The following is a 14118-nucleotide window of genomic DNA, read 5'->3' as shown; positions in this document are numbered from 1 at the left end:
GAAAAATTAAGATGAATGGAATCAGATACTTTTTCATTGTTTCTATTTTTTGCATGTTCCACAACTACTGTATATAAGGAACTGTTCCGGTTATTGGCCCTTTAGCTGGAGAAAATTAATACTTCAACCGGCCCTTTTACCTCAATGTACAGAAAAGGTGCAACATTTTAATTACCTCATTGCCGCGAGTTTAGCAGGAGCGCAATTTTATACTACCTTATTCTTTTTCCAGCCCCTTTAGCGCATCCTGAATTAAATCATTTTCATACCCTTTGCTCATCAAAAAGTAAGTTAGCTTTTGGCGACGGGTGAAGGGGTTCTTTTCTTTTTCGGTAGCGTTTTTCTTCTCCAGAAGGTGTAGTAAGTTTTGCTCGTATACTTCAGGGTCTATTTCTTGCAGGCCTTTTTTAATGCAGTACTCTGAGATGCCTTTGCCTTTGAGTCCTTGCATGATTTTCCGTCGGCCCCACTTCTTTAGGCCATACTTGCCGCGCACATAGCTTTGGGCGTAACGCTCCTCATCAATCATCTTCTCCTGGCTTAGGCGCACAATCAGCTCTTCCACATCGTCGGACTCAAGGCCGTAGGAGTATAGCTTATCGCGCACTTCCTGCTGGGTGCGGTCCTGGTAGGCACAATAGGCTGCAGCCTTAATTAATGCCTCCTTAGGGGTGTAAGTCTTCTTTTTCTTCTCGCGTTCCAAAAGTATAAATCAGTTTATTTAAGTATAAACAAGGTTCTAAGTTAGAAAGTTAAAAGGCTTAAGAGCCAGAAAGCTGAGGAGTTTGGGTTTAATAATTTTCAAGGGCAGGTGGTGAGCTGTCTGATGAAGCACATTTTTTTAATCCTGCAAATCTATACGTATTCTGTAAATCCTGATTCAGACTGTTAGTAATCAATAACCAAATCATAGACCTTTGCAGTGAAAATAAATTTACATGAAGCTATCAAAAGGAGTTATATACATGTTGCTGTCGACGTTCTTTTTCTCGTTGATGCAAGTATGTGTGAAGTGGGTGCCTCATATTCCGGCCGAGGAGATCATTGTGTTCAGGTCTTTGATTTCGCTGCTAATCAGTCTGGTGTTTTTGCGTAAGGCAGGGGTAAGCGTGTGGGGCAACAACCGCAAATTGCTTTTTGCCCGTGGTGCTTTCGGGGCCGTGGCACTGATCCTCTTTTTTAATGTATTGCAAAACCTGCCGCTGGCTACGGCTGCTACCTTACAGTATCTGTCTCCTATTTTTACGGCCATTTTAGGTATTTTTATAGTGAAAGAGCGCATAAGGCTTTGGCAGTGGGTGTTTTTCCTGATTTCGTTTGCAGGTGTTTTAGTGATTGAAGGAGTTGAAGTAAACGTGGATACTTTATACTTGTGGCTGGGCGTGTTAAGTGCCGTTTTTACAGGAGTGGCCTATACTATCGTGCGGAAGCTGAACGTGAGAGAGCATCCGCTGGTGATCATCTTTTATTTTCCGCTGGTTACGCTGCCGGTAGTAGGAGTCTATACCATCTTTAACTGGGTGCAACCAGTAGGCTGGGACTGGCCCATGCTGCTACTGGTTGGCTTGTTTACACAGTTAGGCCAATATTACATGACCCTGTCTTACCAGCATGAGGAAATCTCCAAAGTAGCCAACCTAACTTACATTGGCATCATCTATGCGCTTATTTTCGGGTTCGTTTTCTTTGGCGAACTGCTAAGCGGCTGGACGTATGTAGGAATGGGCTTGGTGCTGCTAGGCGTGTTACTGAATGTGCAGTATAAAAACAATATGAACCGCAAAGCAACTATGTTAGCCAAAAGCGAATCTACAGAGGTAGAAACTAAATCGTAGCGGGATTTAAAGTATAAGGAATAGAACTTTGTGCTGATAGTGTGAGGTTTCATCTATAACTTGTATATTAAACTACTGCTATTAACCCTTAGCACATGCGCCACTACCTTTTATTACTGTTGCTTTTGCTTTGTGCTGCCACTACCATGGCGGGCACCTTGCGCGGCCGCGTAACCGACGAAAACAATCAAGGCCTTCCGTTTGCCAGCATCTACATTACTGAGACGGCCAGCGGTACCGCCACTAATGACCAGGGCCTTTACCAGATGCAGCTTAGCCCCGGCACCTATACACTGGAGTTTAAGTATGTTGGCTATCGGGCCAAGACAGAAACTGTAACTATTGGGGATGGCGCGCAGGAGCTAAATGTGCAACTGCAGCCGGAGGTCCTCAACCTGAAGGAGGTAGTAGTGCGTGCCGCCGACGAAGATCCTGCCTATGCCATCATGCGCAACGCCATTCGGCTGCGCAAGTATCACCAGAACGAGGTGAATGCCTGGAGTGCCCGCGTATACATGAAGAGCGTAGCCCGTATGGACAAGGTGCCGTCAAAAGTGTTGGGCATAAAGATAGTGGATGTGGATACAGGCATTGTATACTTGTCGGAGTCGGTGTCGGAGCTGGCGTTTAAAAAGCCGAACAAGGTGCACGAGCGCATGATATCGAGCAAAGTAAGCGGACAGAAGAAAGGCTTCAGCTTTAACCAGGCTTCCGAAATGAATGTCAGCTTTTACGATAACCTGCTGAAGGTGCAGGGGCTGAGTGAGCGTGGTTTTGTATCGCCGCTGGCTAACAACGCGCTCTTTTATTACCGCTTTGAATACCTGGGTACAATTGAGGAAAACGGCCGTACCATCAACAAAATAAAGGTAGTACCACGTCGTAAAAACGATCCGGTGTTTTCAGGCAGTATTTATATTGTGGATGGAGACTGGCGCATCCATAGCACTGATTTAAGATTGACCAAAGACGCGGGTATTGAGTTTATAGATTGGCTGCGTGTGCGGCAGGTATATGCGCCTGTGGCAGAAAATGTATGGATGCCGGTGTCGCAGCGCTTTACGTTTGAGGGGGCAGGGCTGGGCTTTAAAGGAAGCGGCTATGCCATGGGTGTATACTCTAAGTATAAAGTGCAGCCAGCCTATGCCAGACCGCCTAAGCTGCAAGAGATAGAACCCGAACCTGCCAAAGAAGAAACTTTGGCAACGGCTAAGCCAGCCAAAAAGCCTAAGTTTAAACTAACAGCGCCGGAAGAGGCTGCACCTGCAGCACAACCTATTGTAAGCGATAAGCTTTTCAGCAAAGAGGTGCTGCTGGTGGAAAAAGGATCAAACGAGCGGGATTCAGCTTATTGGGCTGAGATACGCCCCGTGCCGCTTACCCAGGAAGAAGTGGTGGACTACCACAAAAAGGATAGTCTGGAGGTGATCAAGAAGTCTAAACCCTACCAGGATTCGCTGGATGCCGTGCGGAACAAGCCTTCGTTTGGCAGCTTTTTGCTCGGGGGCTATACTTACTCTAACAGCTATGCCCGCAAATTCTACCGCTTCGATCCGGTGCTAAGCCTGACGGGTGGGCCAAGCATAGTGCAGTATAACACCGTAGAAGGAGTGGCTGCTGATGTGCGTATGGAGTTCCTGAGAACCTTCGAAGACCGCCGCTCCTATACGATAGAACCTGCTGTGCGCTATGGTTTCAGTAACGAAAAACTTAATGCCAAGCTGCGCATGGGCTATCATTTCAACCCGTTCAAGAACAGCTATATCAGTGTGGAAGGTGGCCGTTATGTGCAGCAAATTAATAACCAAACGCCTATTTCGCCTTTTGTAAACACACTTTATACCTTGCTGGCCGAGCGCAATTACATGAAGCTTTACCAGCGGGATTTTGGGCAGGTGAGTTACCGTAGCGAACTCTGGAACGGCATTAACTTTAGCGGCTCCGTAAATTATGCCCACCGTATGCCAATGGAGAATACCGCCGACTTCACGTTTAAAGAAAGAGGGGCAGAGGAGCTGAGCAAGTTCACATCCAATGTTCCTGTAAATGCAGAACTAGCTGATGCCGCCTTCACGCCACACGAGGCGCTAACGGTTGCAGCCGCCCTGCACTTCAGGCCGGGCCTGCGCTACATGACGCGCCCTGATGATAAAATTAACCTCGGCACCAAATACCCCACTTTTACGCTGAGTTACCGGGCTGGTATAAAAGCTCTGGGCGGAGATGTGCAGTATAATACCGCCGGCTTGGGCATAAGCGACGAGATAAGCTTCGGCTTGCTGGGCCGCAGCAAGTATAGTGCGCTTGGGAGCGTTTTCTGGGGAAGAGAAGATATGCGCCTGATGGACTACAAGCACTTTAACGGCAACCGCACCATTGTGGCAGGTGTGTACGATGGTTTCCAGCTACTGGATTACTACCGCTACAGCACTAATAACAGCTATGTAGAGGCACATTTTGAGCACCACTTCAATGGGTTTCTGTTTAACAAGATACCCTTGTTCCGTAAGCTGAAGTGGCAGGAGGTGGTAAGCCTCAATTACCTGAACACAAAAGAATCCGGCAATTACCTGGAGCTGGGGCTGGGCGTGGAGCACATATTTAAAGTGTTTAGAGTAGATTTTGTAACCTCTTTCCAGGAGGGCAACCGAGCCAGAACAGGCCTTATGATCGGCTTTGGATTTTAGAAATATAGCTTTTTCTGAGGCAGGAGCAGCTTTTAATTCGGAAGCTGCAGGAAGATGAAAATTGTATTTTTATGGACTTGTGCCATTGTGTGGTTTGCCTTTCGAATGTGCTTTTTTAGCATTGGAAGACGTATTTGGGTTAAAATTCTATACTTAAGTAAATCAATTAGAACTGCGAAAGTATAACTTATTAACCTGTAGGCCGTTAAAAATAACTTAAGAACTAATTTATAACGGACATGAAAACGACATCATATATATTTAAATCAGGATTGGCCATAGCGTTTGGTGCAATGGTAGGCTTTGGCTGTAACGGCGAGCGACCAGAATCGAACCCAACTGACGATACCAGTACTTCAGAAGCCATTGTAAACATGACGGATGCGGAACATCTGAATGAGCCGAGACCTTCTGCCATTGGCGATACAGCCGTAACTGGAGAGCAGGCCGATCAGTTTGGTAACATGAACTCGAATGTAGACTCAGCCGCCCGACAGATGCACGAGCTGGATATGCAGAAGCAGCGAAAGCAAAACCCAAATCAACGCCCTGATATTACTACGCCATCTAATCGTCAGATAGATCAGCAATAGTATAAAATACTTATAAGAGAAGCCTTGCCAGCATTGTTGGCAAGGCTTCTCTTATTTTATGACAGCTGTTGTGCCTACTGGCGGAATGACCAGGCCATCTCCACGCTTCTTGCGGCCTTTTAGTTTTAGGTTATAGATAATAACAGAAAGAAAGATAATAAGATAAGCAGCTACTTTAGTTGTGGTTGTCTCTTCGCCGAAGTATAAAAAGGCTATCACAAAGTTAAGGATCGGGTTGATGTACATCAGAATGCCGATGGTGCCGGAGGTTAACTCTTTCAGGGCGAACAGGTTCAGGAACAGCGGCAATACTGTAAAGCCTGCACTAAGTATAAGGGCGTTGGTAAAGAAGTGGGCGGTAAGCTGCGCATCAGCACCGGCAAACGAAGTATAGAAGGGGCCTATAAAGGCAAAAGCAAGCAACAGTTGCAGCTTAAGCAGCACAATTTTATCGTATACTTTTAAAATACGCTGGGTGATCAGGTAAAAAGCGTACGTAAAGGCAATCAACAAACTAAACAGCAGCTTGGTTATATCACCCGAACCGATAAGTGTACAGCTAATGACGCTCATGCCGATGGCCAGCCATTGGTTTAGCCGCAGCTCCTCTTTCAGTAGTAAAAAGCCTAGCACAGCAGTAATGATAGGGCACAGCAGGTACGCAAAAGAGCCTGTTTGTATATCAATCTGGTTCACCACATATATAAAAGAGAGCCAGTTGGAAGCAAGCAGCACGCCACCGAAAAAAGTATACATGGCAAACATGCGCTTCTCTTTGGTAGTGGAGGCTTTGAGCTGCGCCCAGGTAGCCAGCAGCTGCTTACGCCGGAACAGTAGCGAAATAAACAACAGCAACACAACCGACAGCGCTACCCGAAAGTATAAAATCTGCCCACTAGGGTAAGCAGCAAGCGCTTTTAGCGGAAAGGGCACAAAGCCCCAGATCACGAAAGCCGCGAGGCCTGCTGCATAGTATGGTTTAGTAGTGGTGGTAGTGGTTTCCATGGGTTGAGAAGAATTGTGCAAAGTTACAGAAAGAGAGGGCAGAATAGCTGTGGCGCATCTCTTTTTTGTAGCAACCGTGCCGCACCGTATACAGGCTTCAATGCGATTGCGCATACTATGTAGCACTAGGATTTCCGAAACTTTCTGACTTTCTATTTTAGTAACTTTGTAACTCCTTCGCCTATCTTTGGCAGCAAGTATAAATTACTCCTTATGCTAGGTTTTCAGCAGCTTCAGAACATACTAAAAGGTAAAGTAGTGCAGTTAGTGCAGCCGCAGCCTGTGCTGCACCTGCTTACCGACAGCCGCAAGCTTTCGCAGCCGGCGGGCTCCGTCTTTTTTGCAATTCACGGCAAGTATAACGACGGACACAAATACCTGCCGCAGCTGTATGCGCAGGGCGTAAGGGCTTTTGTAGTGGAGCAGGGGGAGCAAGTGGCGTTACAGCAGCTTTACCCGGAGGCAAGTATACTGCAGGTGCCAGACAGCCTGAAGGCCTTACAGCAGTTGGCGGCATGGCATCGTGCCCAGTTTAATATTCCCGTAATAGGTATTACGGGCAGCAACGGCAAAACCATTGTGAAGGAGTGGTTGTCAGCTTTGCTTAGTGCCGATGAACTGGTGGTAAAGAGCCCACGCAGTTATAACTCGCAGCTGGGGGTGCCGCTAAGCGTGTGGCAACTACAACCAAATCATACACTAGGTATATTCGAGGCAGGTATTTCGCAGCCGGGTGAGATGGAGCAGCTACAGCCCATTATTCAACCAACCATCGGCATCTTCACCAACGTTGGAAGTGCGCATGATGAAGGCTTTGCCTCCACAGCGCAGAAGGTCGCTGAAAAGCTGAAGCTATTTAGCGGCGTAGAGTTGCTGTTTTATTGTTCTGATTACGCGCTGCTGCAGGAGGCCGTGCAGCAGCAAAGTATAAAAGCCTTTACCTGGAGCCGCAAGCAAACTGCCGATCTGTTTATCAATGCCACAACCACTGCCGGCCATAAAACAATTGTGGTGTATACATACCAGGGGCAGAAGCAGCGACTGGCAATCCCTTTCACAGACGAGGCCTCAATTGAGAATGCACTGCATTGCCTGGCCTTTCTGCTGTGGCGGTGCCTGCCGCTCTCCGAAATACAGGACCGCCTGGATCGCCTGCACCCTGTGGCTATGCGCCTCGAAATGAAGGAAGCCATCAACGGTTGTTACCTCATTGATGATACTTATAACAACGACCTGGCTGGCTTAACCATCGCACTGGATTTACAGGCAAGTCAGCCGCAGCGGGGGCAGCATACACTCATACTTTCTGATGTGCTGGAAACCGGTTTAGCGGAAGAAGAGCTATACCTGAAAGTGGCAGAGTTGGTACAGGTGCACAAGGTGCAGCGCGTAATTGGTATTGGCCGAACGATCAGCAAGTACAAGCATCTTTTCACTAATGCAGCTTTTTATACTTCAACCCCTGATTTTCTAAAAGCCTTTAACCCGGCAGATTATCGGAATGAGGTGATTCTGGTGAAGGGAGCGCGGGTGTTTGAATTTGAGAAGATCGTGCAGGCTTTTCAGCAGAAGGTGCATGGCACGGTGCTGGAAGTAAACCTGGACTCGTTGGTGCACAACCTCAACTATTACCGCTCTAAATTGGCTCCGGGTACCAAGCTAATGGTGATGGTGAAGGCCTTTGCCTATGGTAGTGGCAGCGCTGAAATTGCTAACCTATTGCAGTTCCATCGGGCAGACTACCTGGCTGTGGCCTATGTAGATGAAGGCGTAGCCTTGCGTGAGAATGGCATTACGCTGCCCATTATGGTCATGAACCCCTCACCGGATAGTTTCGTGAAGCTGCGGCAGTACAACCTGGAGCCGGAAATATACTCTTTGGAGCAGCTGCAGGCTTTTGTGTCGATGCTGGAGCCGCATATGAAGTATAAAATTCATCTGAAGCTGGATACAGGCATGCACCGCCTCGGTTTTGTGGTAGAGGATTTTGAATTGCTTTTTGAAATACTGGAGCAGCACCCACAGGTGCAGGTAGCCAGCACGTTTAGCCACCTGGCAGGAGCCGATGAGGCAGTTCATAATGATTTCTCGCAGCTACAGATTGCCAGCTTCACACGTATGGCCGCAGCGATAGAGGAACGGCTGACGTATAAAGTAATCAAACATATCCTCAACTCGGCAGGCATTGTGCGCTTTCCGGAGCATCAGCTGGATATGGTGCGGCTGGGGATTGGCTTGTACGGTGTGGAAGCTACAGGCTCTGAGCAGGAGGCGTTGCGGCCAGTAAGCACGCTAAAAACCACAGTATCTCAAGTGAAGCATATTAAGCAGGGCGAAACAGTAGGCTATAGCCGCAAGGGTATTGCCAGCACTGACCGCACCACTGCCACCATTGCCATTGGCTATGCCGATGGCTACGACCGCCGCTTCAGCAACGGCGTAGGGCAGGTACTGATCAACGGGCAACGCTGCCCGCTTATCGGGAATGTATGTATGGATATGTGCATGGTAGATGTAACCGGTGTAGAAGTAAAAGCTGGCGACACAGCTATTATTTTTGGGCCACAGCTAACGCTGGTAGAGCTGGCGAAAAATATCGGTACTATTCCGTACGAGCTACTTACCAATGTAAGCACACGGGTAAAACGGGTGTTTTATGCGGAGTAGGGATCTTTGTAAAAACAGCTGCTACTATGCATACTGTGCAGTATTAGGCTGTATGGGCGTTTAGAAACAACTGAAACTCTGTTCCCTGACCCGGGTTACTGTTAACTTTAATACTCCAGCCCATTGCCTCTGCTTGATTTTTGACCATGTAAAGTCCAATCCCCCGCCCTTCCACATGAGAATGAAACCTTTTGTATAGCATAAATAGCTTCTGCCCGGCTTTATGTAAGTCAATGCCTATACCGTTATCAGCAAAACGAATGATGCTGTATTCTTCTCTTTCTTCTAATGAAATTGAAATGTGCAGTGGGCGATCAGAAGACCTATACTTAATAGAGTTACTGAGCAGGTTATAAAAAATGCTGTATACGTATGGCTTTGTTGCTTTTATTTTAAGGTTCTCTTGTACCGCTATCGTAATGGACGCATGACAGCTATCCAGTCTGTCCCGGAGGCTTTCAATTACCTCATAAATTACCTGCGATAAGAGGACGGTTTCATCAGTAACGGAAAGTGCGTGGTTTCGAACCGATAAGATATTGTTAAGGTCCTTTATCACCGCGTCGAGTTGCAGGGTCGATACATTAAGCAGGGAAAGTGCCTTCTCAAACTGCTGTGTATGCCTCTCTGTGGTGCTTAACAAACTGCCTAAGCCCAATATGTTGGCTACTGGCGTGCGCAAATTATGCGATACAATATAAGCAAACTGTTCTAGATCGCGGTTGTGGGCAAACAGGTCTTTGGCAAGCATGGCAGCTTCTTCTTCTTTTTTCTTTAGCTCTGTAATATCGGTCTCTATACTTACAAAGCTTGTTAAGTTACCATTTTCATCAAAAATAGGGGTGATCTCAAAGTGCATCCAGAACCTTTCGCCGTTCTTCTTAAAGTTCAGCACCTCTTCAGAAAAAGGAACACCTTTTTTATAGCTATCACGTATTCGTTTTTCTGCTTCCGGGTCAGAGCCTGGCCCTTGCAGTAACTCACTGGGTATGCGGCCTAGTGCCTCCTGCTTAGAATAACCTGTTAGCTTGGTAAATCCATCGTTCACCCATTCTATCTTGCCTTCTGCGTCCATTAGTACAACACCATTGGTTGTTTTGCTGGCCACCAGAGATAGTTTCTGCAATTCGCTTTCTACTTCTTTCTGCTTGGTGATGTCCATAAAAAAGACAGTTATACCGTCAGGAAATGGATAGATATTATAGGTAAGGGTAACGTCGAACATTGGAATATACTCATCAAAGTGAGCTGATCTGCCTGTACGCACCACCTCGTGGCACTCATTATAGAACCTGCTGCCTATGGCTTCCGGAAAAATCTCCCATATAGATTTACCTATAAAGTAGCTGGTATCTTTCCCAAGTCCTGACGTGAATATTTTATTTACATAGGCATAGCGCCATTTCTTGTCTATCACAATAAATGGCTGCGTAACACTCTCAAAAATGCTGTTTAGCCGCTCTGCCTGCCTTTCTAGCTTTTCGTTTGATTTTTTTAGCTGAGATATGTCTTTACCAATGCCTTGTATCCCTGTTACACTATCGCCAACTATAACAGGCATAATTGTTAAACTCAGGTAAACAGCACTGCCGCTTTTATCAATAATCTTTCCTTTTATTGAGCTGGATTTTCCGTTCGAGGCATCTGTCAGCGCTTGCGTAACTTTAGAGAAAAAAGTGGGATGAGCAAGGTCAGTGAAAGGTGCGTTGATAATTTCGGAGGTAAATCCGGTAATTTTCGTAAAGCCGTTATTGATTGTTTTGATTTTGCCTGCCAGCGTTAACGAGAACACAGCATCCGGATGATTGTAGATAAGCGACTTATAATGTGCTTCGCTTGCTTCAAGCTGTTGCTTTGCCTCCTCCTTTTCTGTTACATCTCGCCAGACAACTATACGCCCTTGTACAGCAGGATCTTCTAGAAAGCAGGAGCCTGTAATAAGTGTCCAGATCCAATTGCCGCTTTTTGCTCTGTACCGAAAGGGTGGGATGAGGCTTGATTGTCCGGTGGTGATGCCAGCTAAGGCATCTGTGGCAAAGGCTACGTCATCGGGGTGTATAAATTCAAGTACACTCCTGCCGAGTAGTTCCTCCGGTTGATAGCCAAGTACACCGACCACAGCCATATTCACAAAACTAAATATGTTATCTGCATCCAGGACAGTAATCATTTCTGAACTGTTCAGTACCAGTTTTTCATAAAAGTCTGGAGAGTGGCTTTGAGCGGTCATAGAAGCGATACCTGTAACTAACTGGTTCTTGCACTTATACTATACGGTTTAAGTAAGGTAGTGCTGCATGTTTGCTGCTATCAAGATAGTTATACTTTTATTGAAATGCACTAAGTATACTTCTGGTACCTTTTCAGCTGCTGCCTAAACTAGCAGCATACCAGCTGCCTCAAATTTGCGGGATTTATGTTTCCGGAGCCGATTTTAACGCTGAGAGCTTATTCCAGTGGATCAGGAAACATTCTTGAGCCAAAATATGTGAGAATTGGGAAGGCTAAAGGACAGTATTCACAAAAGGTTAACATATTTTGCAATAAAGTTGAACACCTCGTACCTTGCAGTTGTTTATAAACAGTCTAAATAAAGCGGCAAGGTGGTGCAACACAAGATAGGAGAGCATAAGGGGCACAGGTCGGTGCGCGAACTCAAAATAGGAGAAAGTGGTGTTATCTGCTGTCTGAATGACCCTGAAATGGGTCTTAAACTACTTGAAATGGGTTGTATACCTGGTACAGAGGTGAAAATGAACAGCCGCGCCCCACTCGGAGACCCAATCACCATTATTGTAAATAACTACACGCTTTCGCTGCGGTTAGACGAAGCCGAGACTATTTTACTCAAGCAGTAAACCTATTACATGACTGTAGCTACTCAACCTGACATAAAGCAAGCCGAGAGGCCTCCTGTAAGCCAAGCCATTGCTAAAATAGCTTTGATTGGAAATCCAAACTCAGGTAAAACATCGCTTTTTAACCAGCTTACTGGTCTTAACCAGAAAGTGGGTAACTTCCCGGGGGTTACAGTTGATAAGAAAACCGGTATCAGCCAGCTTACCTCTCAGCTTAAGGCGGAGATAATTGATTTGCCTGGTACTTATAGCCTTTACCCAAAATCTTTAGATGAGCGGGTAATTACGGACCTGCTTTACGATCCGGCTTCCAAGCATTTCCCTGACTTGGTTATTGTTACGGCCGATGCCTCGAACCTGAAGCGAAACCTACTGCTCTTTACACAGCTGGCAGATTTGCAGCTTCCGGCAGTGTTGGCTTTGAACATGGTTGATGTGGCCGAGCAGGAGGGTGTGAAGATAGATATAGATGCGCTGCAACGTGAGCTAGGCGTGCCAATTATACCTATGAATGCCCGCAAAGGTATTGGCGTGGCGGCGCTTAAAATAGTAATGACGCAGCAGCTACAGGCTACTACAAAGTCATTTTATAGCATACCTCAGGAGCTAAAGCCCTTACTGTATGTAATAAAAGACCGGTTTGACCTCCAGAACGAATACCTGGCGTTGCAAATAGCCCATCATTATAAAAACCTGAAATTTTTAAATGAGGAAGACGTAGCCTGGCTTGATGGGCACCTGGAGGCAGCAGAATTCAAATCCAATACCTTACAGGCGAATGAGACCATTGCTCGGTATACCCTTATAAATGAGCTGCTGCTGGATGCAGTTCGGGTAGAGAAAGCCGATAAAGACGAAAAGTTTAGCAATCGCCTTGATCAGGTGTTGACACATAAAATTTTCGGGTACCTGATATTCTTTGTCCTTCTCTTTCTTATCTTCCAGGCCATTTTTGCCTGGGCCAGCTACCCTATGGAGCTGATTGATGAAGGAGTGGCTTCATTGAACGGCCTTATTCAGCGCAACTTTGACGGACCTTTGGTTGATATGCTTACTGAAGGGATTATTGCTGGTTTAGGCGGTGTGCTGGTGTTTGTGCCTCAAATTGCAATACTTTTTGCTTTTATAGCCATACTTGAGGAAACCGGCTATATGGCCCGTGTTACCTTCATGATGGACAAGATCATGCGGAAGTTCGGGCTGAACGGCAAAAGCGTTGTTCCGCTTATTTCAGGAGTGGCCTGTGCTGTTCCGGCTGTTATGTCGGCTAGAACCATTGAGAACTGGAAAGACCGTATGATTACGATCTTTGTAACGCCGCTGATGAGTTGCTCAGCCCGCATACCTGTTTATACAGTACTGATTGCGCTGGTGGTGCCGGAGAAATACTACTTTGGGTTTATGAACCTGCAAGGCCTGGTGCTGATGGGATTATACCTGATAGGTTTTCTGGCAGCTATACTATCAGCCCTTTTGCTCAAAACTATACTTAAGGCCAGAGAGCGGAGCTACTTTATTATGGAGTTTCCTACCTATAAAATGCCCCGCTGGAAGAACGTAGGTATAACTATTGTGGAAAAGGTAAAGGCTTTTGTGTTTGAAGCAGGTAAGGTAATTGTTGCAGTCTCAATTATACTTTGGGTATTGGCCTCTTATGGCCCGGGTGATAATTTTGAGGAGGCAAGGCAAAAAGCATTAACAGAAGCTAGGGTGGAGAACCTGAACGAAGTGCAGACAGAAAACCGGATAGCCTCACATCAGTTAGAGAATTCATATGCAGGCATTGTAGGGCGTAGTATAGAACCTGTAATTCGTCCGCTAGGGTATGACTGGAAAATCGGGATAGCCCTGCTTACTTCTTTTGCTGCCCGCGAAGTATTTGTTGGTACCATGTCCACCATCTATAGTATAGGAGAAGAAGAGAACGTAAGTACTATCAAGAACAAGCTGATGACGGAGAAAGATGCCAACGGGGATCCTTTTTTTACACCAGCCCGTGGTTTCTCGCTAATGATTTTTTACCTGTTCGCTATGCAATGCGTAAGTACGCTAGCCATTGTGCGCCGCGAAACGAAGAGCTTGATGTGGCCTTTAGCGCAGTTGATCTACATGAGTGGCCTTGCTTATGTGATGGCTTTTATCACGTATAATATCTTTAGTTAAGGATCTTGTTAGCGTTAAAACACAGAGGCCCTGACATAATGAATGTCAGGGCCTCTGTGTTTTAACGCTAAAGTAAGCGGGATAAGTAAGAACCCTTGGTCTTTACATCAATTCGTTTGGCAGATATTTATCTTGAAGATCGGTAATTAGCCATTTTTTCTTGTTGCTATACTTTCAAGGATCAATAACCTGCTTAACTAGCTGGTAGCCTATTGTTTATCGATTATTATTTTTGTGGTGATAATACTGATGTTTAGAGTTTTATCCGCGCTGTATAAGAAATATCACATTAAAAATTTGTTAATGTGAT

The 14118-nt window shown here is 46.0% G+C and carries 9 protein-coding genes; 6 read left to right on the top strand and 3 right to left on the bottom strand.

The window, feature by feature from the left end; translation table 11 throughout:
- Positions 1-217 precede the first annotated feature (217 nt).
- Positions 218-703 (bottom strand): regulatory protein RecX, encoded by a 486-nt coding sequence (locus tag ACFQ2O_RS14315; protein ID WP_377528807.1) that lies wholly within the window; start codon positions 701-703, stop codon positions 218-220.
- Between the two features lie 235 nt (positions 704-938).
- Between ACFQ2O_RS14315 and ACFQ2O_RS14310 the strand changes: the two genes are divergently transcribed.
- From ACFQ2O_RS14310 to ACFQ2O_RS14300, 3 genes are all read left to right on the top strand, one after another.
- Positions 939-1835: a DMT family transporter gene (locus ACFQ2O_RS14310; RefSeq protein ID WP_377528805.1), complete on the top strand. Its 897-nt coding sequence runs from the start codon at positions 939-941 to the stop codon at positions 1833-1835.
- A gap of 95 nt (positions 1836-1930) precedes the next feature.
- Complete coding sequence (locus ACFQ2O_RS14305) at positions 1931-4522, top strand: DUF5686 and carboxypeptidase regulatory-like domain-containing protein (RefSeq protein ID WP_377528803.1); 2592 nt, start codon at positions 1931-1933, stop codon at positions 4520-4522.
- A 239-nt stretch (positions 4523-4761) separates the two neighbouring features.
- Positions 4762-5115 (top strand): hypothetical protein, encoded by a 354-nt coding sequence (locus tag ACFQ2O_RS14300; RefSeq protein WP_377528801.1) that lies wholly within the window; start codon positions 4762-4764, stop codon positions 5113-5115.
- 51 nt (positions 5116-5166) lie between these two features.
- Here ACFQ2O_RS14300 and ACFQ2O_RS14295 read toward each other — a convergent pair whose 3' ends face one another.
- Complete coding sequence (locus ACFQ2O_RS14295; RefSeq protein ID WP_377528799.1) at positions 5167-6120, bottom strand: EamA family transporter; 954 nt, start codon at positions 6118-6120, stop codon at positions 5167-5169.
- Positions 6121-6333: 213 nt separating this feature from the next.
- Between ACFQ2O_RS14295 and ACFQ2O_RS14290 the strand changes: the two genes are divergently transcribed.
- Positions 6334-8787, top strand: coding sequence for a bifunctional UDP-N-acetylmuramoyl-tripeptide:D-alanyl-D-alanine ligase/alanine racemase (locus ACFQ2O_RS14290; protein WP_377528796.1), 2454 nt, complete (start codon positions 6334-6336; stop codon positions 8785-8787).
- 43 nt (positions 8788-8830) lie between these two features.
- Here ACFQ2O_RS14290 and ACFQ2O_RS14285 read toward each other — a convergent pair whose 3' ends face one another.
- Positions 8831-11017 (bottom strand): PAS domain-containing sensor histidine kinase, encoded by a 2187-nt coding sequence (locus tag ACFQ2O_RS14285; RefSeq protein ID WP_377528794.1) that lies wholly within the window; start codon positions 11015-11017, stop codon positions 8831-8833.
- 376 nt (positions 11018-11393) lie between these two features.
- Between ACFQ2O_RS14285 and ACFQ2O_RS14280 the strand changes: the two genes are divergently transcribed.
- Together ACFQ2O_RS14280 and feoB are read left to right on the top strand one after the other, a co-directional pair.
- Entirely contained in the window at positions 11394-11645 is a 252-nt protein-coding gene (locus ACFQ2O_RS14280) for a FeoA family protein (RefSeq protein WP_377528792.1), read from the top strand.
- A 9-nt stretch (positions 11646-11654) separates the two neighbouring features.
- Complete coding sequence (feoB, locus tag ACFQ2O_RS14275; RefSeq protein WP_377528789.1) at positions 11655-13808, top strand: ferrous iron transport protein B; 2154 nt, start codon at positions 11655-11657, stop codon at positions 13806-13808.
- Positions 13809-14118: the final 310 nt, after the last annotated feature.

The organism is Pontibacter rugosus (genome assembly GCF_042678745.1).
In the GTDB taxonomy this organism is placed as follows: Bacteria; Bacteroidota; Bacteroidia; order Cytophagales; family Hymenobacteraceae; genus Pontibacter; species Pontibacter rugosus.
Note: the sequence above shows the minus strand (reverse complement) of the source record. Positions and strands in the feature narration are given on the sequence as shown.

Bases quoted from the DNA above. Each gene is read 5' to 3' on its own strand.
- ACFQ2O_RS14290 (WP_377528796.1), top strand. From the start codon at position 6,334: ATGCTAGGTTTTCAGCAGCTTCAGAACATACTAAAAGGTAAAGTAGTG.
- ACFQ2O_RS14285 (WP_377528794.1), bottom strand. From the start codon at position 11,017: ATGACCGCTCAAAGCCACTCTCCAGACTTTTATGAAAAACTGGTACTG.
- ACFQ2O_RS14305 (WP_377528803.1), top strand. From the start codon at position 1,931: ATGCGCCACTACCTTTTATTACTGTTGCTTTTGCTTTGTGCTGCCACT.
- ACFQ2O_RS14310 (WP_377528805.1), top strand. From the start codon at position 939: ATGAAGCTATCAAAAGGAGTTATATACATGTTGCTGTCGACGTTCTTT.
- feoB (WP_377528789.1), top strand. From the start codon at position 11,655: ATGACTGTAGCTACTCAACCTGACATAAAGCAAGCCGAGAGGCCTCCT.
- ACFQ2O_RS14295 (WP_377528799.1), bottom strand. From the start codon at position 6,120: ATGGAAACCACTACCACCACTACTAAACCATACTATGCAGCAGGCCTC.
- ACFQ2O_RS14300 (WP_377528801.1), top strand. From the start codon at position 4,762: ATGAAAACGACATCATATATATTTAAATCAGGATTGGCCATAGCGTTT.